Source organism: Actinomycetospora lutea, from assembly GCF_028737205.1.
Lineage (GTDB): Bacteria > Actinomycetota > Actinomycetes > Mycobacteriales > Pseudonocardiaceae > Actinomycetospora > Actinomycetospora lutea.
Window position 1 is genome coordinate 29,333 of the sequence record NZ_JAQZAL010000022.1, and the last position, 22,233, is coordinate 51,565.

The window sequence follows — 22,233 nt, forward strand, 5'->3', positions numbered from 1 at the left end:
GGCCGGGGCAGCGAGGGCGGCGCCCACCGTCGGGTCGGTGGCGGGCAGGTCGAGCGGGGAGGTCAGCGACGAGCTCAGTGACACGCCCGCCAGTCTCCCAGTCGGGCCGGGCGACGGCGCGCGGCCGGTCGCCCGGCACCGCGTCCCCCCGAGATCAGGAGCGCACGGTGCGCCCCGCACGCGCCGGCGTGCGCACCACGACGCTCCTGATCTCGCGCGCGTCAGCCCGCGAGCGCGACGAGCGCGAGGACGAGCAGGCCCAGGCCGGCGAGGACGGCCACGCCGGCCAGGGCCAGGAGCGCGGCGCACAGGGCGAACCCGGCGGTGCGCTGGCGCGAGGGGCCCAGCGAGCCGGCGAGGCGGGGCAGGGCGGGGGCGCGGTAGAAGACCTCGACGGTGTTGCCCGCGGCGACCGGCACCGCGTCGGCGACGTGGCCCCACGCGCGGCGCCCAGCGCGGCCCTGCTCGACCTCGATCTCGACGAGGTGCCGGCTGGCGGGCAGGTCGATCGGGGTGCGCCCCCAGGCGAAGCGCCATGGCAGCCCGTCGACGCTGACCGCGACCCGGCGCGCGCCGAGGTGCGGGCACAGGCGGGAGTAGGAACTGTCGATCACCAGGCGGCCGGGCGCGAGCCCGACGGACGCCATCGGGTCCGGGACCGGGGTGCGGACGACCGTGCGCAGCGGCACCAGCGGACCCGACGGGGCCCCGGTCTCCCGCCGCGCGTGCCGCCCGGTGCGGGGCAGGGGGGCAGCGGGTTCCGGTCCGGACCGCACCGCCGTCATGTCCGCCCCCCCGTCAGTCCGCTCGCAGCGCTCTCACCAGCACGGTAGAGGCGCCGGTCGCGAGCCGGGAGGCCACGACAGCGTCGTCCTCGCCCCCGATCCGGGCTGCCGGTGATACTCAGCGCAACGTAGCAGCACGCAGAGTGATTACGACGGGGTGGTCCCGGCATACGGTCCGGGCGCATCCGCGCCCCGCAGGCGTTGCGAGATGACAGCGGTGATCCCGTCGCCCCGCATGCTCACGCCGTAGAGCGCGTCCGCGATCTCCATCGTGGGCTTCTGGTGGGTGATGATGACGAGCTGGGAGTTGCGGCGGAGCTCGGCGAGCAGGCCGATGAGGCGCCGCAGGTTGGCGTCGTCGAGGGCCGCCTCGACCTCGTCCATGACGTAGAACGGCGAGGGGCGCGCCCGGAAGATCGCGACGAGCATGGCCACGGCCGTCAGCGACTTCTCGCCGCCCGACAGCAGCGAGAGCCGCTTGACCTTCTTGCCCGGCGGGCGGGCCTCGACCTCGACGCCGGTGGCCAGCAGGTCCTCGGGGTCGGTGAGCACGAGGCGCCCGTCGCCGCCGGGGAAGAGCACCGGGAACACCGCCTTGAACTCCCGCGCGACGTCGGCGAAGGCCGTCGCGAAGACCTCGAGGATGGTGGCGTCGACCTGCGAGACCACCTCGAGGAGGTCCTTGCGGCTGTTCTTGACGTCCTCGAGCTGCGTGGACAGGAAGCGATAGCGCTCCTCGAGCGCGGCGAACTCCTCGAGGGCGAGCGGGTTGACCTTGCCGAGCGTGCCCAGCTCCTTCTCCGCGCGCGTCGCGCGGCGCTGCTGGGTGGCGCGGTCGAACGGCTCGGGCGGGGGCATGACGACCTGCTCGCCGCGCTCGCGGGCCGCCTCCACCTCGGCGACCTCGCCGGCCGGCGGCGGGATCGGGACGTCGGGGCCGTACTCGGTGACGAGGTCCTCCAGCCCGATCCCGAAGCGCTCGCCGATGCCCGCCTCCATCTGCTGCAGGCGGGTGCGCTGCTCGGCGCGGACGACCTCGTCGCGGTGCACGGCGTCGGTGAGCCGCTCGAGGCCCGCCTGCAGCTCCCGCTGGCGCTCGCGGGCCGTGTCGAGCTCGCCGGCGCGGGCCGTGCGCACCGCCGCGGCGGCGTCGCGGGCCTCGGCGGCCCGGGCGAGCGAGGTCTGCAGGCGCGCCAGCGCGTCCTGGCCGTGCCGGACGGCCGCCTCGGTGAGCGTCGCGACCCGCGCGCGCTCGCGGGCCCGGTCCGCGGCCTTGGCGCGGGCGTCGCGCTCGCCCTCGGCGCGCCGGCGCATGCCCTCGGCGCGCCCCGCGACGGCCCGCAGCCGCTCCTCGGCGGTGCGCAGGGCCAGCCGGCCGTCGACCTCGGCGGCCCGGGCGGCGGTGAGCGCGGCCGACGCCTGGTCGCGCGCCGCCGCGTGCTCGTCGGCGTCGGCGCCGGCCGCGTCGTCGGCGGCCTCGTCCTGGGCCATCGCGAGGCGCTCGGTGAGCTCGTCGAGCTCGTCGCGGCGCTCGTCGCGGGTGCGCTCGACCGCCGCGCGCCGCTCGGTGAGCCGCTGGGCCTCCGCCTCGGCGGCGCGTACGGTCTCGCTCAGCCGGCCGTGGCGGCGGGCCGCGTCGGCGCGCGCGGCGTCGTCGGCGGCGCGGCGGGCGTCCGCGGCACGGCGGGCCTCGGCGTCGGCGCGGCGCCGGTCGTCACGCACCTGGCGGGCGACGCCGACCTCGGCGCGGGCGGCGGACTCGGCCTCGCGCGCCGCCTCGAGCGCCGCCTCGGCCTCGCGGACGTGGCGCTCGGCGGCGGCGAGCCGGTCGCCCGCCTCGTCCGCGGCGGCCTGCATCTCGAGCAGGCTCTGGTTGCCCGACGGGCCGCCGGACGCCCAGTCGGCGCCGAGCAGGTCGCCGCTACGGGTGACCGCGCGCAGGTGCGGGTGGTCGCGCACGACCGCGCGGGCGGCGGCGCGGTCGTCGACGACGACGACGCCGGCGAGGACCCGCGCGACGGCGCCGGCGAGCTCGTCGGGAGCGCGGACCAGGTCGACGGCCCAGCGGCTGCCCTCCGGCGGTGGTCCGGACGACGCCGGACCGTCGGCACCCCCGCCCACCAGCAGCCCCGCGCGCCCGCCCTCGGTCTCGTGGAGCCGGTCGAGCGCGTCGGCGGCCGCCTCGGGGCCGCGCACCGCCACTGCGTCCGCCGCCGGGCCCAGCGCGGCGGTGACCGCGTCCTCGTCGCCCGCGCCGACCCGCAGCAGCGCCGCGACCGAGCCGAGCACCCCGGGCACGGGGTCGGCGGCGGCGAGCAGGGCGCCGGCGCCGTCACGGCGCGTGAGACCGAGGGCGAGCGCGTCGGTGCGTGCCTGCCAGTGGGCGCGGTCGCGCTCGGCGTCGCGGTGGGCCGCGCCGGCGGCGTCGACCGCGCCCCGGGCGACCTCGTGGCGCTCGACCGCGGCGTCGAGCGCGGCCTCGGGGTCGGGCCGGTCGTCGTCGGCCGCGGGCTCCGGCGTCGTGGCGTCCTGGGCCACCACCGGCGCGGGACCGGCCTCCTCCTCCACCGCGGCCAGCTCCTCGCGGGCCACGGCCGCGCGCTCGTGCGCCTCGTGCAGCGAGCTCGCGATCTGCTCGAGCTCCTCGGTGGACGACGCCAGCCGCCCGCGCAGCGTCTCCACCTGCCCGGCGAGCGTGGCCACGCCCTCGCGGCGGTCGGCGGCGGCACGCGTGGCCGCGGCGAGCCGGCGCTCGGCGGTGGTCAGCGCGTCCTCGGCGCGCTCGCGGCCCTCGGCGTGCGCCTCGAGGGTGGCGCGGGCCTCGGCGACCTCGGCCTCCAGCGCCGCCTCGTGCCCGGCGGCCTCGTCCGCACGGCGCTCGAGCTCGTCGGGGTCGGGGCCGGTGGGCGCGTCCTCGGCCGTCGCGACGTGCCGGTGGCGCTCGGCGGCGAGCGCGACCGTGCCGCGCAGGCGCTCCTGCAGCGCCGACAGGCGGAACCAGCCCTCCTGCGCGCGGGTGTGCGCCGGGGTCGCGGCCTCGACCGCCGCCTCGAGCGCGGTGACCTGCCCGCCCACCTCGGTGAGCGCGCGCTCGGTCTCGTCGCGGCGGCGGCGCGCGGCGTCCTCGTCGGCCTGCTCACGCTCGATCTGCCCGCGCAGGGTGACCAGGTCGTCGGCGGCGAGGCGCAGGCGGGCGTCGCGCAGGTCGGCCTGGATGGTCTGGGCCCGGCGGGCGATCTCGGCCTGGCGCCCGAGGGGCTTGAGCTGGCGGCGCAGCTCGGTGGTGAGGTCGGACAGGCGCGTGAGGTTGGCCTGCATCGCCTCGAGCTTGCGCAGCGCCTTCTCCTTGCGCTTGCGGTGCTTGAGGACGCCCGCGGCCTCCTCGATGAACGCCCGGCGCTCCTCGGGGCGTGACTGAAGGATGGCGTCGAGCTGGCCCTGGCCGACCAGGACGTGCAGCTCACGGCCGATGCCGGAGTCGGAGAGCAGCTCCTGGACGTCGAGCAGGCGGCAGCTGCTGCCGTTGATCTCGTACTCGCCCGCGCCGGAGCGGAACACCCGCCGGGTGATCGACACCTCGGCGTACTCGATCGGCAGCGCGCCGTCGGCGTTGTCGATGGTCAGCGTGACCTCGGCACGGCCCAGCGGGGCCCGCCCCGAGGTGCCGGCGAAGATGACGTCCTCCATCTTGCCGCCGCGCAGGGCCTTGGCCCCCTGCTCGCCCAGCACCCAGCTGATGGCGTCGACGACGTTGGACTTGCCCGAGCCGTTGGGTCCGACCACACACGTGATGCCCGGCTCGAAGCGCAGCGTCGTGGACGACGCGAAGGACTTGAAGCCCTTCAGCGTGAGGCTCTTCAGGTGCACGCCCGGTCCTCCTCCCCCAGCCCGGGTATCGAGGACGCTACGCGAGGGCCCCGACGTCGGGGCCGGAGCCCCGCCTCGCCACGCGCGTGCCGGAGCCCGACGTTCCGCTCCACATCGTTCTCACAGGAACTGCCCAGGGAGGTGCCACCCGCGTGGCTCATCCTCGCCGACATGCGCCGACCCGGGGTCTCCCCTCCGTGGCGCCGCGGGGGGCCGAATCCGGGCCGTGCTCTTGGCCGTGCCCATCCCCGCCCCGCACAGTGTCACTGCGCTCCAGGACCTCGACACCTCCCCTGACCCTCCGTCCCAGGGACGCCGACTGATGACAAGCCATCGGGCTCTCGCCCTGATCGGCACGGCCGTCACGACCGCCGCGCTGATCGCCGGGTGCAGCACGGCGCCGTCCACCCCCGGTCCCACCTCCGGCGAGCCGGTCCTCTCGCTCGACGCCACCACCGGCGACACCACCGCGGCGGCGGTCAACCAGTGGGGTGCTCCCGGCCCGGGCTCCGACGACTTCACCGACGGCGGCGTCGACCCCACCCGATGGGACGTGTACGACGGCGACGGCCACGCCGGCAACGGCACGCGCAGCCCCGACGCGGTCGCCGTCCGCGACGGCGTGCTCACCATCACTGGCGACGCCGAGGGCACCACCGGCGGCCTCGCCAACCGCACCGCCCAGCGGTACGGCCGATGGGAGGTCCGCATGCGCGCCGCACCCCTGCCCGGAGCGAGCGACGGCGACCCCTACCACCCCGTCCTGCTGCTCTGGCCGGCGAACGCGCCTGGTTCGGTGAAGCCGGGCGGTACCGGCGGAGAGATCGACTTCGCCGAGACCGACGTGGGCAGCGGCCAGGTCAGCACTTTCCTCCACCCCCCGACCAGCGACGCCGACCGGAAGGCCTTCCGGCAACCCGTGGACCTCTCCCAGTGGCACAACTACGCGGTCGAGTGGACCCCGACCCACATCGCGGGATGGATCGACGGCCAGCAGTGGTATGTCGTGACCGACCTCGTCGTGCAGCCGGGCGGACCGATGACCCCGTGTGTGCAGCTCGATGCCAACACGCCGAGTGGGCTGCAGCCCGCCGTCATGGAGACCGACTGGATCCACATCTATCCACCACCGCCGGGGTCCGACTGACACGTCGCCACACGTCGCTTCACGTCGTCGGGATCGGTCGGGCGCGTGTGGCGCGTCGCTCCGGCCGCCCGAACCCGTCCGTTTCGGGTCGCGACGAGACGTCAACCCGCCGACATGGCAACCGCAACGCACTACCTCGAGGTCAACGCCCCGGCCGCGCAGTGCTACCAGTGGTGGCGGCCGCTGACCCACCTGCCGCAGATCATGGACGACGTGAAGTCGGTGGAGCCGAAGGACGGCCAGGCCGACGTCACGCACTGGGTGGTCGACGGCCCGCTGGGCAAGACCGTCGAGTGGGACGCCAAGATCATCGACGAGGAGCGCGACCGGAAGATCGCGTGGAAGTCGCTCGAGCAGAGCAACAACCACGTCGAGACCGGCGGCGCGGTGCGCTTCGACCCGCACGGTGACACCACCGGCGTCGAGGTCAGCCTCCACGTGCAGACGCCGGGTGGGGCCGCGGGCGACGCGGCCGCGAAGCTCTTCGCGGACCCGCAGAAGAAGATCGAGAAGGCGCTGAACGAGTTCAAGCAACTCATGGAGAGCTCGTCGCAGAACGTCAGCTCCTGAGCTCCGTCGTCCGGACCCCGCGTCGCCTCACGATGCGGGGTCCGACGTGTGTCCGCGGCGCTACCCTCGACGGTGTGACGGAGCCGGGATACACCGAGGACGGCGTGCCCACGTTCGAGCACGTCCGCGAGACCATCGAGCGCCGCTCCGCGGCCGCCGCGGGGTACGAGGAGCTCGTCGCCGACAGCGCCGAGGGCCGGGCGCGGGCCGAGCAGGAGGCCGACCACGAGGCCGCCGCCCACGACAAGCTCGAGGAGATCCGCCGCTCGCTGCATCGCGACGACTGAACGGAGCGGCGAGGGCGGGTCCTCAGGCGGGCGGTACCGCCAGGCGAAGGGCCGCGGACGTGCGGTCGTGCACGCCGAGGGCGGCGTAGGCGTTCTCGAGGTGCTTGCCGACGGTGCGGCGGCTGATGCCGAGCTCGTGCGCGATCGCCGCGTCCGTCGCCCCCCGGGCCACCCTGGCCACGACGGCCTGCTCGCGGGCGGTGAGCGGCCGCGGCGGCGGGCCGTGCGCGGCGCGCCACAACGCGTCCGCGAGGTGGGGCCGCACGAGGTGGAGCAGGGCGACGTCGCGGTCGGTGAAGTCGCGGTCCTCGCGACGCAGGGCCACGCTCGCCTCCGCGCCCTGCCGGCGCACGACGAGGACGGCGCGCGGACGGGCCCCGGGGTCGGCGGCCGCGTCACGCGGCCACGTCATCGCGCGCCCGTCGAACCCCGTCGCCGCGAGGCTCGCCCCGCCGACGAGCGCGGAGAGCCCCGGCCACACGGCGCGGTCGAGGTCCGTGCAGGTGCGCACGGTGGCGGTGGCCGCGACGAGGTCGAGGGCCACGGTCAGGACGCGCTCGGCGGTCATGGGCACCACTCCGGTGAGCGGGTCACCGAGTGTCTCGCGACCCCCGCTGCGCCGGGAGCCGTCGTCACCCGTTCGGTCTACGTAGGCCTCCGTATCGAGTGCTCACCGCACACCGGACTTGACTGGGACTGCGCCGTCCGTGTCCGACGGCCGATCGCCCCAGGAGGCCCGTCATGCGCAGGATGCTCGACTGTCGCGAGGTGCCCAGCGACAACGACTGCACGCTCACCCTCACCGGCGAGGAGGACGAGGTCCTCGAGGCCGGCGCGGCCCACGCGGTCGCCGTCCACGGACACACCGACGGCGAGGAGCTGCGCTCGGGGCTCCGGGCGCACCTGCGCGACGCGCCGCAGGCGACCGGAGCCGGCGCGTTCGTGCAGCTCATCGAGTTCCGGACGCAGCAGTACGACCAGATGGACATGCTCATCGACGGCTGGACGTCCGAGATCGGCGCCGACCGCACCGCCCGGTGGATGGTGATGGGACGGGACCGCGACCGGGCCGACACCTACGTCGAGGTCGTCGAGTTCCCCAGCTCGGAGGCCGCGCAGCGCAACTCCGACAGCCCGGTGACATCGGCGTTCGCGAGCAAGATGACCGGCCTGTGCGAGGGCCCGATCTCCTTCCGCAACCTCGACGTCGTGCGCGCCGAGACCCCGTAGTCGCTGCTCAGACGTGCCGGCGCCGGGGACGGGGCTGGCAGGTGGGGCACCAGAACGACGAGCGGTTCATGAACGCCGCCCGCCGGATCGGGGTGCCGCAGCGCGGGCAGGGCCGGTCCTCCTGCCCGTACACGGCGAGCGCACGGTCGAAGTAGCCCGCGTCGCCGTTGACGTCCACGTACAGCGCGTCGAACGACGTGCCGCCGGCGGCCAGGGCCTCGCCCATGACCTCGCTCGCCGCCGCCAGCAGGCGCCGGCCCTCGGGTCGCGAGAGCGTGGCCGTCGGGCGCTCGTAGTGCAGCTTCGCCCGCCACAGCGACTCGTCGGCGTAGATGTTGCCGATGCCCGACACCAGGGTCTGGTCGAGCAGGGCGCGCTTGAGGCCGGTGCGCCGCCGGCGCAGGGCGCCGATCGCCGCCTCGGCGTCGAACGCCGGGTCGAGGGGGTCGCGCCCGATGTGGGCCACGGGCACCGGGAGGGCGTCGGGGCCGGTGACGTCGGTGACGGTGAGCCCGCCGAACGTACGCTGGTCGACGAACCGCAGCTCGGGACCGTCGTCGTCGAAGCGCAGCCGGATGCGCAGGTGCAACTCGTCGAGCCGGTCGGCGGGCTGGACGAGCAGCTGCCCGCTCATGCCGAGGTGGGCCAGCAGGGCGGCCTCGACCTCGCCGTCCGGTCCGCCCAGCTCGAGCCAGAGGTACTTGCCCCGGCGGCGCGCGGCCCGCAGCACGCGGCCACTGAGGCGCTCACCCAGCTCGGCGGCGCCGCCGGCCTGCCGGCGGACCGACCGGGGGTGGGTGACCTCGACGGACTTCACCCGCCGGCCGAGCACGTGGGCGGCGAGACCCCGCCGGACGACCTCGACCTCGGGGAGCTCAGGCACTACTCGACGGTCCGGCTCCGCTGCGCTCGGCGTCCTGGCCCGAGGACGCGCCGCCCTCCCCGTCGAGGTACTGGTACGCCGCGCGGGCGGCCTTCTGCTCGGCTTCCTTCTTGGTGCGCCCGACACCGCTGCCGCGCTCGTGGCCGGCGACGACCACCGTGGCCGTGAAGACCTTGAGGTGGTCGGGGCCCTCGTCGACCATCCGGTACTCGGGCACGCCGAGGTCGGAGGCGGCGGTGAGCTCCTGGAGGCTCGTCTTCCAGTCGAGCCCGGCGCCGAGCAGCGGGGCGGTGCGCAGCAGCTCGCCGAACAGCCGCTCGACGACCTGGCGCGAGATCTCGATGCCGTGCTGCAGGTGCACGGCGCCGAGCACGGCCTCGACGGCGTCGCCGAGGATGCTCGGCTTGTCGCGCCCGCCGGTCATCTCCTCGCCGCGGCCGAGGTGCAGGCGGTCGCCGAGCCCGAGCTCGCGGGCGACGCCGGCGAGCGCGTGCATGTTGACGACGCTGGCCCGCAGCTTCGCCAGCTGGCCCTCGGGGAGGTCGGGGTGCTCCCGGTAGAGACGCTCGGTGACGACGACGCCGAGCACGGCGTCGCCGAGGAACTCGAGGCGCTCGTTGGTCGGGAGCCCGCCGTGCTCGTACGCGTAGGAGCGGTGGGTCAGGGCGAGCTCGACCAGCTCCGGGTCGAGATCGACCCCGAGCACCTCACCGAGAGTGGGCTCCGTCGGGTTCTCCGCCGACTGCGTGCTCGACGCCGTCATGCCGCGGTCGTCCGGGACGGCCCTCAGGCCGGGGTGACGGCCCGGCGGCCGGCGTACTGGCCGCAGTGCGGGCAGGCCACGTGCGGCGGCTTGGGCTTGGCGCAGGCCTTGTTCTGGCACGCCATCAGCTGCGGCACGGACGCCTTCCACTGCGAGCGGCGGGCGTGGGTGTTCGCGCGGGACATCCGGCGCTTCGGGACGGCCACTTCGGTCAGCTCTCCTCAGTTCTCGGTACGGCCGGCGCCGTACTTCTCCTGCAGCGCGGCCCAGCGAGGATCGATTCTCTCATGGGCCTCCCCGGACGGGACGAAGGCCCACGCCTCGGGGTCGGGCGACTCCGGGCCCGGGCAGTCCTCGCGGCACAGCGGGGTGACGGACAGCTCGAGCAGGACCGCGTCGCGCACGGCCGGCTCCAGGTCGATGCGCTCGTCGACGATCCGGCTGACCTCGTCGGAGTCCGTCGTGTCGTCGGTGACGGAGTCGGGGTAGGCGTAGAGCTCGGTGAGGTCGACGTCGACGTGGTCGGTGAACGGCTCGAGGCAGCGCGAGCACTCACCGCGCACGTCCGCCTGGACCGTGCCGGAGGCGAGCACGCCCTCCATCACCGACTCGAGGCGCAGGTCGAGGTGGATCGTCTCGCCGACGGGCACGCCGACCATGTCCAGCCCGAAGCCCTCGGGCGCCGCGACGTCGCGCCGCAGCGGCTTCATCTGGCCGGGCCTGCGCAGCAGTTCGCGCGCGACGTCGACCACCCAGGGGCTGGTCGCGTCGACGGTGGGGTGGGGCTTCTCGCTCGTCATCTCTGGTCCCGACGGGGTAGCGCTCGGCGGCCGCACGACGCGGCCCAACCGATCAGTCTACGCGAGCGGTCTCAGGCGCCGAGCCGCTCGCTCCACCGGCGCCAGCCCTCGCGCGGGGCGGCCTCGCGGGACTCGCCCTCCTCGTCGTCCCGGCCGCGTGGCGGTCCGGCGGCGGCAGGGCCGGTGGGGGCGTTCATGCGCAGCTGGTGGCGGTGGCGCCCGACGGTGTCGAGCACCGACTCGAGCGTCTCGGAGAAGTCGGCGAGCGTGCCGTCGACGTAGTGGTCGCACTCGGCGCGGCGGCGGTCGGCCTCGTCGGTGGCGGCGTCGACGAGCCGCTCGGCCTCGACGTGCGCGGCCCGCGTGACCTCGTGCGCCTCGACGAGACGGGCCTGCTCGGCGCGCCCGTCGGCCACCGAGCGCTCGTAGTTCTGCCGGCCGGCCTCGACCATGCGCTCGGCCTCGGCCTCGGCGCGCTCGGTGAGCTCGGCGTACTCGCGGCGCCCGCGGCCCACCGTGCGCTCGGCCTCGTGCTCGGCCTCGGCGATCATCTGCTGGGCCTGCTCGCGGGCCTCGGCGAGCAGCCGGTCGGCCTCGACCTGCGCCTCGGTCCGCGCGCGCTCGGCCTCCTCGGTGGCGTCGGCGAGGAGCTTGTCGCGGTGGTCGAGGACGTCCTGCGCGTCGTCGAGCTCGCCCGGGATGGCCTCGCGGACGTCATCGAGCAGCTCGAGCACGTCGCCGCGCGGCACGACACAGCTGGTGGTCATGGGGAGCCCGCGCGCCTCTTCACAGAGGGTCACGAGCTCGTCGAGCGCCTCGAACACGCGGTACACGGGGGTGAGTGTGCCGCCGCCGGTCACGGCGGCCGGGGATTCGCCCTGCCCGTCGGCGTGTCGCGGGGAGACGGAGCAGACAGGGGAGCACGCCGAGAGGGGGAGCTCGACCCATCGGGTCTGCTCAGCCCAGGCGGTCGAGCAGGCGGCGGTGCACCTCGGGGTCCAGGAACGCCGCGACGTCCCCGCCCCCGCGCGCGACCTCCTTGACCAGCGAGCTCGACACGTAGGAGTACCGCGGGTCGGTGATGAGGAAGACCGAGTCGACCCCGGTCTGGTGGCGGTTCATCTGCGCCATCGGCTCCTCGAAGCCGAAGTCGGTCGACGAGCGCAGGCCCTTGACCAGCGCGGCGGCGCCGATCGCGGTGCAGTAGTCGACGACCAGGCCCTCGAACGCGTCGGTGCGGACGTTGTCGAGGCCCGCGAGGGACGTGGCGAGCAGCTCGCGGCGCTCGTCGACGGTGAACAGGCCCTGCTTGACCGGGTTGACCGCGACCGCGACGACCACCTCGTCGAACAGCGCCGCGGCCCGGGTGACGACGTCGACGTGCCCGAGCGTCACGGGATCGAACGAGCCGGGGCAGACCGCGATCGCCATGGTCGCGATCATCGCAGAGGCGGCACCATGCGCTGCGTGGACGCCGACCTCCTGCGCGCCGACCTGGCGGCGCTCTACCCGCAGTACGGGCTGCGCGTGGCGCACCGAGGCACCGTCCTGCTCGCGCCGACCGACGAGGAGCTGCTCGAGCTCGCCGACATCGTCGCCGAGCCCGGCGGCATCGTGGCGCCGGGCCGCGCCGGGGAGCTCCTGGGCTGGCCCGAGGACGACGGCGCCGTGGCCGCCCGCCGGTTCCTCGAGTGGGCGTGGCGGCTGCGCGAGACGCCGTCGGCCGCGCGCTGGCGGGCCCCGCTCGCGGTGCTCGACGGGGGCCGGGCGCTCGGGCTCGCCGTGCTGGCCCACGAGCTCGACGACCCCGCGGGCACCGTGCGCACCTCGTCCTGGCTCGCGCGCGCCGAGCAGGGCCGCGGCCTCGGGCGGCGCGTGCGGCTGATGCTGCTGGAGCTGGCGTTCGGGCCGCTCGGCATGGCGCGCGCGGTCACCGCGGCCGCCGAGGGGAACGCCGCCTCGCGCCGCGTCAGCGCCGCCTGCGGCTACCGCGAGACCCATCGCGAGACCGGCACCGACGGGGTCGTCGAGGTGCACGCGGCGGTGACCCCGGCGGCGTGGCGCCGGAAGCGCCTCCGGGACGTCGAGGTCGAGGGCGCCGACGCGTTCCTGGCGGCGATCAGCGGGTGACCGTCAGGTCGTGAAGGCCGTGACCGTCAGCTCGCCGGGCCCGGTCCGGACCTCGCGGACGACGATCGCGCCGTCGGGGTTGGCGACGCGCTGCTGGGTCCCGTCGGCGGGCAGCCCCGAGGCGGTCCGCCAGGTCGATCCGGCGGGCAGCCGCACGGCGAGCACCACCTGGGTGTCGATGCCCCCCTGGGTCTCGAGGCGGGTGACGGCCGCGTCCGGGGGCAGCGGGGCGAGCGCGGCGAAGCGCAGGGCCCGGTCGACCTGCTCCGCGCTCGGCGGGCCGGCGGGCACGCGCTCGACCCCGGGCCCGCACGCCGCCAGCACCAGGTGCAGGGCCAGGAGCCCACCGAGGGCGGTCCACCGCACGCGGCGATGCTGTCAGAGCTGGCCAGCGGGGGTCGTGCTGGGCCGTCGGGCGGGGCCGGCTGGGCCGACCGGGCCCGTTTCCCGGAAGGTCCCCGCGGAGCATCCTCCGGGCACCGAGCAGGAGGTACGCATGGCTGACGGTCCCCCGCGCCGCACGCGACGGACGAGCACCCCGACCGGCGACACCGACGACGGAGCCGGGCGCTCCGAGGAGCGGCCCGCGCGGCGCGCATCCGGCAGCACGAGCAGGCGCCCGGAGGGTGGGCGCGGCGAGGCCGGCGGCCGGCCCGACGTCTACCTCGACGTGCCCAAGCTCGAGGTCGAGCACATCGGGCTCAAGGTGCAGGACCTGCGCGCGAAGGTCTCGCTGCAGGCCGAGGTGCTCAACCTGCTCAAGCTCAACGTCGGCGTCGACGCCCAGCTGGGCTCGGTCGAGCTGGAGATCGACGGCGTCCAGGCCGAGGCCACGCTGAAGGTCCGCCTCGACGAGGTCGCGCGGATCATCGACCGGGTCCTCGACACGATCGATCGCAACCCGCAGATCATCGAGACGATCGCGCGGACCGCGCAGGACGCCGTCCGCGAGGTCGGGTCGGGTGTCGGCGAGGCGGTCGGCGAGGTCGGGAGCGCCGCCGGGGACGCGGTCGGGCAGATCGGCGGCGCCGCCGGGTCGGCGGTCGGCGAGCTCGGCAGCTCCGTCGGCGACGCCGCCGGCGACGCGGTCGGCAGCGTCGGCGAGGCGGCCGCGGACGCCACGAGCGAGGTGGGCGACACCGTCCAGGACGTCGCCGGCACCGCCACCGAGGCCGTCGGCGACGCGACCGGCGCGGTCGCCGGGGAGTCCGGCGACGGGGAGTCCGACGGCGGGGGTTCCGACGGCGGGGGTTCCGGCGGAGGCTCCGAGGAGCAGGCGCCGAAGGCCGTCCGGCGGCGCCGCTCGTCCCGGAAGTCCTCCGACGACGGGGACGGCGACGAGGAGGGCTCGTCACCGCAGGGCTCGTCGTCGAAGAACTCGTCGTCGACGGACACGTCGCGGCGCGGTTCGTCGGCCCGTCCACGCCCCGCGCGGCGGACGACGGGGTGAGCGAGGACCGCGCCCCCGACATCGAGTTCCGCGCCTCGGTGCGGGCCCGGAGGCTGCGCTTCGACGAGGAGCCCGACGTCCGGATCGAGGCCACGCGCTCCGGGAGCCGGCGCACCAACCTCCCGAACGAGGTCCGCGCGCACGTGACCTACGAGGACGTGCAGGTCGACGCGGCAATCCTGTCCTGGATCGACACGCCCGACGAGCCGACCTGACGGCTCCGGGCGGCCGGCCCGGCGCCGGCCGCCCGGAGGGGTCGGTCAGCTGGTCGACCCCGACGTGCTCCGCCGCCGCGGCGAGCGCGGGCGCGGCGGCTCGTCCGTCCCGGACTCCGTCCGGCGTCGCCGCCCGCTCCGTGCCGGCGCCGTCTCCTCCTCCGACGACGCCGGGGACTCGCCGGACTCGCCGGACCGGCCCCGACCGCCCCGGCGCAGGTGGAACCTCTCGGCGAGCCCCTGGCGCTGCTCCTCCTCGCCGGTCTCCTCGGCCTCGTCGTCGACCTCGTCCTCGACCTCGTCCTCGACCTGGTCGTCGACCTGGCCGTCGACCTCGTCCTCGAGGTCCTCGTCGTCAGCCTCGTCCTCGACGTCCTCGACGTCCTCGACGTCCTCGACGTCCTCGACGTCCTCGACGTCCGCCTCGTCCTCCACCTCGACGTCCGCCTCGTCCTCGACCTCGAGGTCGTCGGCGTCCTCGTCCTCGGCGTCCGCCTCGTCCTCCACCTCGAGGTCGTCGGCGTCCTCGACGTCTTCGACGTCTTCGACCTCGTCGTCCTCGACCTCGTCGTCGACGTCCTCCGCGGGCAGGTCGTCGGACCCGTCGTCGAGCTCGTCCCGGTCGACCGCCTCGTCCGGCTCCTCGCTCCGGCCGGCGTCGCGCGCCGGCGTCTCCTCGGTCGTGATGTCGATCCGCACCGTGCGGCCGCCGATGACGACGGACCCGTGCAGGTCGATCGATTCGATGCCCAGCGCTTCGGTCATGGGGTGGTGGTCCTTCCGGGGGTGCCGGACGTCGCTGTCCGTCGCTCGGGACGGGCGGGCCGCGGTGCTCGACCCGTCGTCGGGGAGCCCGGTCTTCCCCGGTCGTGGGCGCCCGACGCGACGTTCAGGGCCCCCACGGCGAAGTGGCTCCGAGCGGCGCAGCGCATGCCGCCCACCACCGCACCGCTCTGCGCCCACCGTCGTGGCGCCGGCCGTCCGATCGGCTCGGGACGGCCCTGACGCCGACCGACCCGCGGCGTGTCGCGTGGCGAGGATGTGGCGATCCTGGCGTCACACGCCAGCGATGCCGCATCGCTCGCACCGCCGTGCCGAAGTCAACCCCGGGCGGTCGCGAGGTACAGCGTCGTCTCGCCGTAGGTCCGGGGGTCGTCGGGCTCGAGGCCGTCGGGCCACGCCGGCGCCGGCGAGCGGGAATCGCGCTCGACCACGACGACGGCGCCCGCGCGCATCCAGCGGGGCACGCGCGCCAGGACGCCGTCGACGGGGTCCTGGTACGGCGGGTCGACGAAGACGAGGTCGACCGGCCCCGGTGTCTTCCTCAGGTACGCCTCGACCGCGCTCCGGCGCACGAGCGCGCCGTGCACGCCGGCGACGCCCACGTTGCTCTGGATCACCGCGCACGCCCGGGGGTCGCGCTCGACGAGGATCGCCGTGGACGCCCCGCGCGAGAGCGCCTCGATCCCGAGCGCGCCGGACCCCGCGTAGAGGTCGAGGACCTCGGCGTCCTCGATCGCCCCGCGGGCCTCGAGCGCCGAGAACAGGGCCTCGCGGACCCGGTCGGTGCTCGGGCGGGTGCCCGTCGGCGGCACGGCGATCTGCCGCCCGCCGGCCGTGCCGCCGATGATCCGGGTCACGAGGACAGGACGACCACGAGGTCCCCGCCCTCGACCTGCTGGACCGCACCGATCGCGAGGCGCTCGACGGTGCCCGCCGTGGGCGCGGTGATCGAGGCCTCCATCTTCATCGCCTCGATCGTCGCCACGGTCGCCCCGGCCTCGACGCGGTCGCCCTCGTCGACCTGCAGCGTGACCACCCCGGCGAACGGCGCCGGCACGTGGCCCGGATTGCTGCGGTCGGCCTTCTCGGCGGCCTTGACGTCGGTGTCGACCGCACGGTCGCGCACCGACAGCGGCCGCAGCTGGCCGTTGAGCGACATCAGCACGGTGCGCATCCCGCGCTCGTCGGGCTCGGAGATCGCCTGGAGCTCGATGAGCAGCTGCACGCCGGTGTCGATGTCGACCGCGTACTCGCGCTCGGACTCCAGCCCGTAGAAGAACTCCTGGCTGCGCAGCACCGAGGTGTCGCCGTAGGACTGGCGGTGCTCGCGGAAGTCCTTGGTCGGCCCGGGGAAGAGCAGGTCGTTGAGGGTCGCGGCCCGGTCGGCCTCGAGGCCCTTGCGCTCGTCGTCGGTGAGCTCCGCGAGCCCCGGACGCTCGGTCCGGCCCTCCAGGGCGCGCGTGCGCAGCGGCTCGGGCCAGCCGCCGGGCGGGTCGCCCAGCTCGCCGCGCAGGAAGCCGATCACCGAGTCGGGGATGTCGAACTTGGAAGGCTCGGCCTCGAACGCCGCCGGGTCGACCCCGGCCCCCACGAAGTGCAGGGCCAGGTCGCCGACGACCTTCGACGACGGGGTGACCTTCACCAGGTGCCCGAGCATCCGGTCGGCGGCCGCGTAGGCGTCCTCGACCTGCTCGAAGCGGTCGCCGAGCCCGAGCGCGACGGCCTGCTGGCGCAGGTTCGACAGCTGCCCGCCGGGGATCTCGTGGTGGTAGACGCGCCCGGTCGGCGACGCGAGCCCGGCCTCGAACGGCGCGTACACCTTGCGCACGAGCTCCCAGTAGGGCTCGAGCGCGTTGACGGCGTCGAGCGAGAGCCCGGTCGGGCGGTCGCTGTGGTCGGTGGCCGCGACCAGCGCGGACAGCGAGGGCTGCGACGTCGTGCCCGCCATCGAGGCGACCGCGGCGTCCACGGCGTCGACCCCGGCGTCGATCGCCGCGGTCAGCGTCGCGAGCTGGCCGCCGGCGGTGTCGTGGGTGTGCAGGTGCACGGGGAGGTCGAAGCGCTCGCGCAGGGCGGTGACGAGCGTGCGCGCCGCCGGCGGGCGCAGCAGGCCCGCCATGTCCTTGATCGCCAGGACGTGCGCGCCCGCGTCGACGATCTGCTCGGCGAGGCGCAGGTAGTAGTCCAGGGTGTAGAGCTTCTCCCCCGGGTCGGAGAGGTCGCCGGTGTAGCAGAGCGCCACCTCGGCCACCGCGCCGCCGGACGCGCGGACGGCGTCGATCGCCGGGCGCATCTGCCCCACGTCGTTGAGCGCGTCGAAGATCCGGAAGATGTCGATGCCCACCCGGGCGGCCTCGGCGACGAACGCGTCGGTGACCTCGGTCGGGTAGGGCGTGTAGCCGACGGTGTTGCGCCCGCGCAGCAGCATCTGCAGGCACAGGTTGGGGACGGCCTGGCGCAGGCGCGCGAGGCGCTCCCACGGGTCCTCGGCGAGGAAGCGCAGCGCGACGTCGTAGGTCGCGCCGCCCCAGCACTCGAGCGAGAGCAGCTCGGGGGTGGTGCGGGCGACGTGCGGCGCGACATCGATGAGGTCGCGGGTGCGCACGCGGGTGGCGAGCAGCGACTGGTGCGCGTCGCGGAAGGTGGTGTCGGTGACCGGGACGCTCGTCTGCTCGCGCAGCCAGGACGCGAAGCCCTCGGGCCCGAGCTCGCCGAGCCGCTGCCGCGAGCCGTCCGGCGGCGCCGTGGTCAGGTCGACCGCGGGCAGCTTCTCGCGCGCGTCGACCAGGCGCGGGGGCTCGCCGTAGGGCTTGTTGACGGTGATGTCGGCCAGGTAGGTCATCAGGCGGGTGCCGCGGTCGGCGGGGGCCCGCGCCGCGAGCAGGTCGGGGTGCTCGGCGATGAAGCTCGTCGTCACCCGGCCCTCGCGGAAGTCCGGTTCGTCGAGCAGGGCCATGAGGAACGGGATGTTGGTGGCGACGCCGCGCACGCGGAACTCGGCGAGCGCGCGGCGGGCCCGGCGCACCGCGGTGGTGAAGTCGCGCCCGCGGCACGTGACCTTGACCAGCAGGGAGTCGAAGTGCGCGCTGATCTCGGCGCCGGCGTACGCGGTGCCGCCGTCGAGCCGCACGCCCGACCCGGACGCCGAGCGGTAGGCCGAGATCATCCCGATGTCGGGCCGGAACTCGTTGGCCGGGTCCTCGGTGGTGATCCGGCACTGGATGGCGAACCCGTGCAGGGCCACCGTGTCCTGCGAGAGCTCCAGGTCGGCGAGCGTGGCCCCCGCCGCGATGCGCATCTGGGAACCGACGAGGTCGACGTCGGCGACCTCCTCGGTGACCGTGTGCTCCACCTGGATGCGCGGGTTCATCTCGATGAAGTGGTGGTGGCCCTCGCCGTCGAGCAGGAACTCGACGGTGCCCGCGTTGACGTAGCCGATCGCCTCGGCGAACTTCACCGCGTCCGCGCAGATGCGCTCGCGCAGCTCGGGGCCCAGGTGCGGCGCGGGCGCGATCTCGACGACCTTCTGGTGGCGCCGCTGCACCGAGCAGTCGCGCTCGAAGAGGTGCATCACGTGCCCGTCGCCGTCGGCGAGGATCTGCACCTCGATGTGCCGCGGGTCGACCACGGCCTGCTCGAGGATCACGGTGGCGTCGCCGAACGCGCTCGACGCCTCGTTCATCGCGGCCGCCACGGCGTCGCGCATGCCGCCGTGCTCCTGCACGAGCCGCATGCCGCGCCCGCCGCCGCCCGCGACGGCCTTGACGAACACCGGGTAGGTCATCGACTCCGCGGCCGCGAGCAGGGTGTCGAGGTCGTCGGACGGGTCGGACGAGTCGAGCACCGGGACCCCGGCCTCGCGGGCGGCGGCGACGGCCCGGTGCTTGTTGCCGGCCATCGCGAGCACGCGCGGGGGCGGGCCGATGAAGGTGATGCCCGCCTGCTCGCACGCGGTGGCGAGCCCCGGGTTCTCGGAGAGGAACCCGTAGCCGGGATAGACCGCGTCGGCGCCCGAGCGCCGGGCGGCCTCGATGATCTCCTCGATGGAGAGGTACGCGCGGACGGGGTGGCCGACCTCGCCGATCTGGTAGGCCTCGTCGGCCTTGAGACGGTGCTCGGAGTTGCGGTCCTCGTGCGGGAACACGGCGACGGTGGCCGCACCCAGCTCGTAGGCGGCCCGGAAGGCCCGGATCGCGATCTCGCCACGGTTGGCGACGAGCACCTTGCGGAACATCGAGACACCCTCCTGCCGGGTCCACCCGGCACCCGGGCCGGCGGAGGCTACCGCGCCGGGCGACGTGTGCCGGGGCCGTGCGGTATCAAGGAGAGCAGGAGTGAGACGAGGAGGACACCGTGGACCGACCCCGACGTTCCGCCGCGCCCTGGCTCTACGGTCTCGCCGGGCTGCTCGCGCTCCTCTCTCCCGTGATCTTCCTCGCCGTCTGGGTCGCCGCCGGCGACCTCGAGGGCCTCGGCGTCGCGCTGCTGGCCGCCGTCGCCGACCTCGTCGCCGCGGTCGTCGCCGCCGTCGTGGCCACCGTCATCGCGGTGCGCCGGGGCGTCACGCGGGTGCGCACGGTCGTGCACGGCCACCCGCAGGGCCGCGTCGGGCGCCTCGCCGAGCACGACGCGGCGCGCTGGCACCTCGCCCGCGACCGGTTCGCGACCCTGCAGGCCGAGTACGCCGCCTTCGAGGCCGACAAGTACGCCGTGGCCGCCCGCCCGGCGCTCGCGGACGTCACCGTCCCCGCCACCGCGCGGTTCGTGCAGGCCATGGGCGACGCCGAGTTCCTGGCCACCGACGAGGAGCCTTCCGGCCCCCGGCGCGCCGAGTTCGCCGCCGCCGTCGACCGCGCCGCCTCGGCGTGGGAGGACGCGCAGCGCGTGGCGGAGGGTCTGGCCCAGTCGCGGCGGGGCCAGTCGCCGCAGGCCCAGCCGCAGCGGGCCCAGTCGCCGCGGGCCGAGTCGCCCCGGCCGCAGGCACCCCTCGCGTCGGAGACCCGCGCCGTCGACCCCGCTCCCCCGCGCGTGAACCCGCCCGGGTCGGAGTACACCCAGGCCGCCGAGGCCGTCCGCCGCGCCGCCGTCCGCGGCGCCCGCGACCTGCGCGACCGCCTGCGCGCCTGACCCCGGTCACCTCCCCCGGCGACGACGGGCTCGCTGCGTCACGGGCGCGCCGTCCCCGTCGATCACGCGCCGCGGACGGCGGCGGCGAACGCTGCGGGCTGCTCGACCGGCACGTAGTGCCCGGCGCCCGGGATCACCGTGACGCGTCGGGCGGGCGCCAGCGGGGTCACGGTGTCCACGGTGAGGTCCGGCGCGCCGCCGGCCACCACCAGCACGGGCATCGCGAGCGGCCGGGCGTCGGCGCGCCGGGCCACGGCGTCGCGGTCGAGCGCGCGGTACCGGCCCATCGCGGCGACGAGACGCCCCGGCGGGGCGTACGCGGCAACGGCCTCGTCGAGCGGGAACGCGGGGCTGCCGGTGAAGCCGGCCAGGAAGTCCCGCAGCCGGGGACGCTGCGCCGCCTCCACGGCGCCGGGCGGCGCGTCACCGAAGGCGCGCAGGTGCGGCGGGCCGCGCTCGGCGAGGCCGACGCCGGGCACGCCGCCGCCGGAGAGCACGAGGCGGGCGACCTGGTCGGCGCGGCCGTGCGCCCAGGCGACGGCGGTCATGGCGCCGAGGTCGTGCCCGACGACCGTCGCCGGGGGCAGGCGCAGGGTCGCGGCGACGGCGGCCAGGTCGGCGGCGAGGTCGGCGGTGGCGTAGGCGTCGGTGCCCGGCGGGGCGAACCCCGAGCACCCGGCCCCCCGCAGGTCGGGGACGACGACGCGGTGGTCGGCGGCGAGGTCGGCCGCGACGGCCCGCCAGGTCGCCGCGGTCTCGGGGAACCCGTGCAGGAGCACGACGGGCGGGGCGTCCGCGGGGCCGGCGACCGTGACGTGCAGGCGTGGACCCGCCGTGTCGACGGCGCGGGTCACCGCTCCGGGGACGGCGGGCGAGCACGGATCGGGGCCCGCCGGCGCCACACCACACGACGGGAGCACCGCGCCGATCACCAGCAGGAGCGCGCCGAGCGGTCGACGCCGGCACGCGGCACGGAGGGATCGCACGGGGCGGGGTGACCGGTGGGCGCGCAGAACAGACCGATCGGCCCGCACAGGGTGTTTGTGCGGCGCACCGCGGGGCTACCCCCGTCCCACGGACTTGGTGAGTGGGAGCTGGGGAGCCTCCGCACACCACATGGTCCGGGCCCGTCGTTCGGGGCGACGGGCCCGGACCCTTCTACGTCACGGTCGTGGCGTGCTCAGAGGACGCGCCGGACGGTGTTCACGTCGTCCAAGCGCCGCTCGACGTCGGAGATCTTGACGTCGGAGCCCGTGCGCGGCGCCTCGATCATCTTGCCACCGCCGATGTAGATGCCGGCGTGGCTGACCGGCTCGTTGAAGAAGATGAGGTCGCCGGGCTTCATGCTGTCGGCGCTGACCTCCTGCCCTTCGGTGGCCTGGGCGCGGGAGGTGCGCGGCAGATCGACGCCGGCCTTCTCGTACGCGAACTGGATCAGCCCGGAGCAGTCGAACCCGCTCGGGGAGGTGCCGCCCCAGACGTAGGGCACACCCAGCTGGGCGCGCGCCGCCGAGATGGCCTGCTGCGCGGCCGAGGAGCCGGCGGAGGAGGCCTGCGTCTCCGTGGTCTCCGAACGCTGCGTGGAGGCCGCGGCCTGGCGCTCCTGCGTCTGCTGGGCCGTGCGGGCGGCCGCGGCGCGGGAGTCCGGCGAGTCGTGCTTGATCGACGAGGCGCCCGACGCGGCGGGCTCGTTGACGACCGGGAGCACCGAGGAGGTGGCGGCATCCGTGCCGCTCGTGGCGGCCGGGGCGATCGCGAGGTTGGCCGAGGCCAGCTGCGGGCCCAGCGCGTGCTCACCGGTCGCCGGGGCGTCCTCGCCGCCGACGAGACCGTGCGTGGCCAGACCACCGGCGGTCGCGACGGCCCCGAGGGCCGCGAGCGAGAGGCCGGCGGTGCGGGCGGCGCGCGAGAGCGGGTGGGCGGCCGGCGCGTGGGAGGCGCTGTCCGGCCGGCCGTGACGTCCCCGGCCGGACCGCGTGCGGAGCTCGGCGGGGATGACGCCCATCGAGCCGGTCGTCGCGTCCTCGGGCGCCCGGTGGCGTCCCTGGGCGCGAGGGGGGACCTCGGCGATCTCGGGCAGCACAGCCGTCATGCGTGGACTCCACGTCCGCCGGGCGGCTCGCGACGGGCCGGGGCCGTGGGGACGGCTCCGGGCCCGTGGACGGCGTGCCGCTGGGGAGCTGCGGCGCGACGTCG

General features: G+C 75.7%; 23 protein-coding genes. 8 read left to right on the forward strand and 15 right to left on the reverse strand.

What is annotated here, in order from left to right:
• Positions 1–221: 221 nt before the first annotated feature.
• Complete coding sequence (locus PHK61_RS22315) at positions 222–785, reverse strand: hypothetical protein (RefSeq protein WP_274283211.1); 564 nt, start codon at positions 783–785, stop codon at positions 222–224.
• 147 nt (positions 786–932) lie between these two features.
• Complete coding sequence (smc, locus tag PHK61_RS22320; protein ID WP_274283212.1) at positions 933–4,652, reverse strand: chromosome segregation protein SMC; 3,720 nt, start codon at positions 4,650–4,652, stop codon at positions 933–935.
• A gap of 322 nt (positions 4,653–4,974) precedes the next feature.
• Here smc and PHK61_RS22325 point away from each other — a divergent pair, with 322 nt between their 5' ends.
• The 3 genes from PHK61_RS22325 (at position 4,975) to PHK61_RS22335 (ending at position 6,656) form a co-directional block, all read left to right on the forward strand.
• A complete protein-coding gene (locus PHK61_RS22325; RefSeq protein WP_274283213.1) occupies positions 4,975–5,799 on the forward strand; it encodes a glycoside hydrolase family 16 protein in 825 nt (274 codons plus the stop codon).
• A gap of 114 nt (positions 5,800–5,913) precedes the next feature.
• Positions 5,914–6,369 (forward strand): SRPBCC family protein, encoded by a 456-nt coding sequence (locus tag PHK61_RS22330; protein ID WP_274283214.1) that lies wholly within the window; start codon positions 5,914–5,916, stop codon positions 6,367–6,369.
• 74 nt (positions 6,370–6,443) lie between these two features.
• A complete protein-coding gene (locus tag PHK61_RS22335) occupies positions 6,444–6,656 on the forward strand; it encodes a hypothetical protein (protein ID WP_274283215.1) in 213 nt (70 codons plus the stop codon).
• Between the two features lie 22 nt (positions 6,657–6,678).
• Here the strand turns inward: PHK61_RS22335 and PHK61_RS22340 are convergent, their stop codons facing one another.
• A complete protein-coding gene (locus tag PHK61_RS22340; protein WP_274283216.1) occupies positions 6,679–7,224 on the reverse strand; it encodes a helix-turn-helix transcriptional regulator in 546 nt (181 codons plus the stop codon).
• Between the two features lie 173 nt (positions 7,225–7,397).
• On the opposite strand from PHK61_RS22340, the gene PHK61_RS22345 reads away from it, so the two are divergent.
• Positions 7,398–7,886, forward strand: coding sequence for a DUF1059 domain-containing protein (locus tag PHK61_RS22345; protein ID WP_274283217.1), 489 nt, complete (start codon positions 7,398–7,400; stop codon positions 7,884–7,886).
• Between the two features lie 7 nt (positions 7,887–7,893).
• On the opposite strand, the gene mutM is transcribed toward PHK61_RS22345, so the two are convergent.
• The 6 genes from mutM to coaD form a co-directional block, all read right to left on the reverse strand.
• Complete coding sequence (mutM, locus tag PHK61_RS22350; protein WP_274283218.1) at positions 7,894–8,769, reverse strand: bifunctional DNA-formamidopyrimidine glycosylase/DNA-(apurinic or apyrimidinic site) lyase; 876 nt, start codon at positions 8,767–8,769, stop codon at positions 7,894–7,896.
• On the reverse strand, positions 8,762–9,532 hold the full coding sequence (gene rnc, locus PHK61_RS22355; RefSeq protein ID WP_274283219.1) for a ribonuclease III: 771 nt from the start codon (positions 9,530–9,532) through the stop codon (positions 8,762–8,764). The genes mutM and rnc overlap by 8 nt, the downstream gene beginning before the upstream one ends.
• A gap of 23 nt (positions 9,533–9,555) precedes the next feature.
• A complete protein-coding gene (gene rpmF / locus PHK61_RS22360) occupies positions 9,556–9,738 on the reverse strand; it encodes a 50S ribosomal protein L32 (RefSeq protein WP_274283220.1) in 183 nt (60 codons plus the stop codon).
• A 15-nt stretch (positions 9,739–9,753) separates the two neighbouring features.
• Complete coding sequence (locus PHK61_RS22365; protein WP_274283221.1) at positions 9,754–10,332, reverse strand: YceD family protein; 579 nt, start codon at positions 10,330–10,332, stop codon at positions 9,754–9,756.
• Positions 10,333–10,403: 71 nt separating this feature from the next.
• Positions 10,404–11,165 carry an ATP synthase F0 subunit B gene (locus PHK61_RS22370; RefSeq protein WP_274283222.1) on the reverse strand — a complete coding sequence of 254 codons (762 nt, stop codon included), beginning with the start codon at positions 11,163–11,165 and terminating at the stop codon, positions 10,404–10,406.
• Between the two features lie 124 nt (positions 11,166–11,289).
• On the reverse strand, positions 11,290–11,763 hold the full coding sequence (coaD, locus tag PHK61_RS22375; protein ID WP_274283312.1) for a pantetheine-phosphate adenylyltransferase: 474 nt from the start codon (positions 11,761–11,763) through the stop codon (positions 11,290–11,292).
• A 36-nt stretch (positions 11,764–11,799) separates the two neighbouring features.
• Between coaD and PHK61_RS22380 the strand changes: the two genes are divergently transcribed.
• Complete coding sequence (locus PHK61_RS22380; protein WP_274283223.1) at positions 11,800–12,462, forward strand: GNAT family N-acetyltransferase; 663 nt, start codon at positions 11,800–11,802, stop codon at positions 12,460–12,462.
• A 3-nt stretch (positions 12,463–12,465) separates the two neighbouring features.
• Here PHK61_RS22380 and PHK61_RS22385 read toward each other — a convergent pair whose 3' ends face one another.
• Positions 12,466–12,828 carry a hypothetical protein gene (locus PHK61_RS22385; protein WP_274283224.1) on the reverse strand — a complete coding sequence of 121 codons (363 nt, stop codon included), beginning with the start codon at positions 12,826–12,828 and terminating at the stop codon, positions 12,466–12,468.
• Positions 12,829–12,958: 130 nt separating this feature from the next.
• On the opposite strand from PHK61_RS22385, the gene PHK61_RS22390 reads away from it, so the two are divergent.
• Together PHK61_RS22390 and PHK61_RS22395 are read left to right on the forward strand one after the other, a co-directional pair.
• Positions 12,959–13,912 (forward strand): hypothetical protein, encoded by a 954-nt coding sequence (locus tag PHK61_RS22390; protein WP_274283225.1) that lies wholly within the window; start codon positions 12,959–12,961, stop codon positions 13,910–13,912.
• Positions 13,909–14,127, forward strand: a complete 219-nt coding sequence (locus tag PHK61_RS22395) for a hypothetical protein (protein ID WP_274283226.1) — start codon at positions 13,909–13,911, stop codon at positions 14,125–14,127. Before PHK61_RS22390 ends, PHK61_RS22395 begins: the two co-directional genes overlap by 4 nt.
• A gap of 45 nt (positions 14,128–14,172) precedes the next feature.
• Here PHK61_RS22395 and PHK61_RS22400 read toward each other — a convergent pair whose 3' ends face one another.
• The 3 genes from PHK61_RS22400 to PHK61_RS22410 form a co-directional block, all read right to left on the reverse strand.
• Positions 14,173–14,892, reverse strand: coding sequence for a hypothetical protein (locus tag PHK61_RS22400; protein ID WP_274283227.1), 720 nt, complete (start codon positions 14,890–14,892; stop codon positions 14,173–14,175).
• Between the two features lie 335 nt (positions 14,893–15,227).
• Positions 15,228–15,767, reverse strand: coding sequence for a 16S rRNA (guanine(966)-N(2))-methyltransferase RsmD (rsmD, locus tag PHK61_RS22405; protein WP_274283228.1), 540 nt, complete (start codon positions 15,765–15,767; stop codon positions 15,228–15,230).
• Positions 15,764–19,144, reverse strand: a complete 3,381-nt coding sequence (locus PHK61_RS22410; RefSeq protein ID WP_274283229.1) for a pyruvate carboxylase — start codon at positions 19,142–19,144, stop codon at positions 15,764–15,766. The genes rsmD and PHK61_RS22410 overlap by 4 nt, the downstream gene beginning before the upstream one ends.
• Positions 19,145–19,263: 119 nt before the next feature.
• On the opposite strand from PHK61_RS22410, the gene PHK61_RS22415 reads away from it, so the two are divergent.
• A complete protein-coding gene (locus tag PHK61_RS22415; RefSeq protein WP_274283230.1) occupies positions 19,264–20,037 on the forward strand; it encodes a hypothetical protein in 774 nt (257 codons plus the stop codon).
• 62 nt (positions 20,038–20,099) lie between these two features.
• Here PHK61_RS22415 and PHK61_RS22420 read toward each other — a convergent pair whose 3' ends face one another.
• Positions 20,100–20,891, reverse strand: coding sequence for an alpha/beta fold hydrolase (locus tag PHK61_RS22420; protein ID WP_274283231.1), 792 nt, complete (start codon positions 20,889–20,891; stop codon positions 20,100–20,102).
• Positions 20,892–21,217: 326 nt separating this feature from the next.
• On the reverse strand, positions 21,218–22,129 hold the full coding sequence (locus PHK61_RS22425) for a C40 family peptidase (RefSeq protein WP_274283232.1): 912 nt from the start codon (positions 22,127–22,129) through the stop codon (positions 21,218–21,220).
• Positions 22,130–22,233: the final 104 nt, after the last annotated feature.